The sequence below is a fragment of the Oleiphilus sp. HI0066 genome (genome assembly GCF_001635725.1).
Genome location: NZ_LWFH01000491.1, coordinates 1 through 2,873, shown reverse-complemented (window position 1 = coordinate 2,873; position 2,873 = coordinate 1). Strand labels below are relative to the sequence as shown.

The window sequence follows — 2,873 nt, the reverse complement described above, 5'->3', positions numbered from 1 at the left end:
TGTGCCATCGGAAGCATAGATCGCTTCGTTATAGGTAGAGCCGTAAATGCGGACCTCTCCTTTAAACATGTCTCTAAGATCTACCTCAACACGCAAACGACGCAGTCCCGTGTGTGTGCTGTTTAGATCAAAACTATAGTCGGAGAACTTATTATTTTCTGACGCGCCACACTCTGCTGCCACTTCAGGCACAGTGGATGGAACTCGTGTTGGAATGCCTACAGCACAATCATCATAGGTTGTCGATGACACGTTATTTTCGTCAGCGACGGTCGTTGGATCGGTATCACAGTAGTCATTCTGATAATCGATCAATAGTTGACTCAGTTCTGTATCGGTCGCTTCATCAAATGAAAATCTAGCAAATTCTTTGTCATCGTCAGGGTGGTTGACGATCGCTTGTCGAACTTCTGGTTTGATGTAGTTGACGGCATCGTAGTCGCTTCCTTTTACTTGGAAGAATCCGCTGTATTGCGCGCGGTCACGTGTCTGGATGTCATCGAGTAAGGTTTCGCTGGTGTCGAAAATGACAGACTGTCTCACGAGTTGCGTAAACGGACTGTATTCAATTGTGACTTCGCCAAAACCAATTTCCTTGAGTTCTGGATCGTCACTGTCGATAAAACGAATATTGCGGTTCGTGAATGTACAAAAGTCATCATCATCAATCGTGGCTTGTTTCACTCTCTGACGAATGCTATCAAATGCCGCTTCGGTAAGTACTAATTGCTCAAAGAAATCGAGTTGGTTGGTTGCGCTCGTGACTACTGAACCATCGTCTTCGTAATTGAGAAATTCATTAACGAGTCTTTTTATTTCAGTCAGTGCATCGCTCTCTTCCGCAGTTAATGTTTCCATTGGATCGGCGAACATCGTATTGATTGCGGTGTTTAAATAGAGTTGGTATGCGTTGGGGTCAGTATTGGCATCGACTTTATAGCGGTCTGCTCTAGGAACTGGAAAAGCAATATCTAGAGCTTGCCCTTCGGCACATTTTTGAGCAGTAGTTTGGAACGCTGGATCACAGGCGCTTAACAATAAAGCTGAACAGAGTGTTGCACTCAGCTTAAAGACTTGTTGCATATAGGGTACTCACGCACTTCATTTAGATTTTAAAGACTGCGCGAGTGTACCATCTTATACACGCATATTCTGCGTGTGATGGGTGATATTTGAATTGAAATGTGCGCTAGATCAGCTCTGAATCAAACGCTTGAAGGTCTCGTGTAAGATCAGTGCATCATTTGATGCGCGATGACGTAATAAATCCATGTCATTGATGGCTTGGTTATGGACGTCTTGCCACTTCGAAACTTGGTCTGCATCAAGCAAGGCGCTAATAGATTCAATTTGAAAGCTGTGTTTGATCCCTGAAGCTTTAAACAAGCGGTGAAGCCAAAAGCTATCAAAGGTCCACGCGTCACAATAAACAAAGTGATCACCTAAGAGCTCATTGAGTTCTTGCGCTACTTGATCGCAGTCTTGTCCGTTTTTTTCGAGCTCATCTCGACTGATCCCATGAATCTTAGCCGCTTTGCCAGACCAATCCTTCCAAAGTACATGAGGCTTAATGAGCCATGAGTGAGTGTCACCGTTAGGCATGCAAATGCCCACTTCAATTGGGTAGCTCGCAATAAGATCAAGGCTGGAGGCCTCAAAGTCGATAAATATAGGATTAACTGCTGTCATAATGGGCTGCGCTTAAAAAACTTTTGCTATGGTAGCCAGTGTTTAACATGCTCGCAATTGATCGTAGAAGATATATTCGAAAACTGCGAAGTGAACGCATCGGTATAGTAAGTTTTGATTGCGGAACAATATTCACAAGCTAGAATGCAGACCGAGCAATAAGGAGTGAACTATGAGTGATAAAATTGTCGTGATTTATTCTGGTGGAATGGATTCGTTTACCGTTCTCCATGACGCAGTAAGGACGGGTAAACAAGTTTATGCGGTTTCGTTTAATTATGGGCAAAAACATTCAAAAGAGCTGCATTACGCGCAAAAGGTGTGTGATGAGTTAGCTATCCCTCACAAAATCGTCGACATCACGGCTATCCATCAATTATTACTCGGATCTTCACTCACAGATGATATTGAAATTCCTGACGGGCATTATGAAGAAGAGAGTATGAAATCTACCATGGTGCCGAATCGGAACATGATCATGATTTCTCTCGCTGTCGGTTATGCAGTATCAATCGGTGCCGGTTTTGTTTACTACGGTGCGCATAGTGGTGATCATGCGATTTATCCTGATTGTCGTCCTGAGTTTGTCCAAAAAATGGCAGATGTGGCGCGTATTGCTAATTATGAGCCAGTCGAGATTGTTGCGCCGTTTCTTAACTCGTCTAAAGGAGAGATTTTAGCGCAAGGCCTCAAATATGATTTGGACTATGGCAAGACTTGGACTTGCTACAAAGGCAAAGAGAAAGCGTGTGGAAAATGTGGCGCATGCCAAGAACGTTTGGAAGCTTTTGAACTTAATAATGCGATTGACCCATTGAGTTATGAGTAATGACTAGATATGCAATGGGGGATCTACAAGGCTGCTACATTCAGTTTCAGGCTTTATTAGATAAGCTTGCGTATAGTCCTTCGCGCGATGAGTTATGGCTGGCCGGGGATCTCGTCAATAGAGGGCCTGACTCCCTATCCTGTTTGCGATTGGCGAGAGACCTCGAAGCGAGAATTGTTTTAGGGAACCATGACTTACATCTTTTAGCTTGTTACTATAGTGAGCACTTACTAAAGCGAAAAGATACTTTGCGCGAGATATTTGAGGCTAATGACTGTGACGATTTAATGGAATGGTTGCGCAAACAGCCCCTTGTACAAGTAGACGACGATAAAAAGCTTTTCATGAGTCATGC

4 protein-coding genes are annotated in these 2,873 nt (G+C 43.6%); 2 read left to right on the top strand and 2 right to left on the bottom strand.

The window, feature by feature from the left end; genetic code table 11:
• Together A3738_RS06915 and A3738_RS06910 are read right to left on the bottom strand one after the other, a co-directional pair.
• The coding region (locus A3738_RS06915; protein WP_156504029.1) for a hypothetical protein at positions 1-1,083 on the bottom strand (1,083 nt) is incomplete at its 3' end.
• A gap of 111 nt (positions 1,084-1,194) precedes the next feature.
• Entirely contained in the window at positions 1,195-1,689 is a 495-nt protein-coding gene (locus tag A3738_RS06910) for an exonuclease domain-containing protein (protein WP_197468887.1), read from the bottom strand.
• Between the two features lie 172 nt (positions 1,690-1,861).
• Between A3738_RS06910 and queC the strand changes: the two genes are divergently transcribed.
• Both queC and A3738_RS06900 read left to right on the top strand, forming a co-directional pair.
• Entirely contained in the window at positions 1,862-2,518 is a 657-nt protein-coding gene (gene queC, locus A3738_RS06905; protein WP_068483367.1) for a 7-cyano-7-deazaguanine synthase QueC, read from the top strand.
• Positions 2,518-2,873, top strand: a 356-nt coding sequence (locus A3738_RS06900; RefSeq protein WP_197473661.1) for a metallophosphoesterase, incomplete at its 3' end; no start/stop codon positions are given. The genes queC and A3738_RS06900, both read left to right, overlap by 1 nt.

Bases quoted from the DNA above. Each gene is read 5' to 3' on its own strand.
- queC (WP_068483367.1), top strand. From the start codon at position 1,862: ATGAGTGATAAAATTGTCGTGATTTATTCTGGTGGAATGGATTCGTTT.
- A3738_RS06910 (WP_197468887.1), bottom strand. From the start codon at position 1,689: ATGACAGCAGTTAATCCTATATTTATCGACTTTGAGGCCTCCAGCCTT.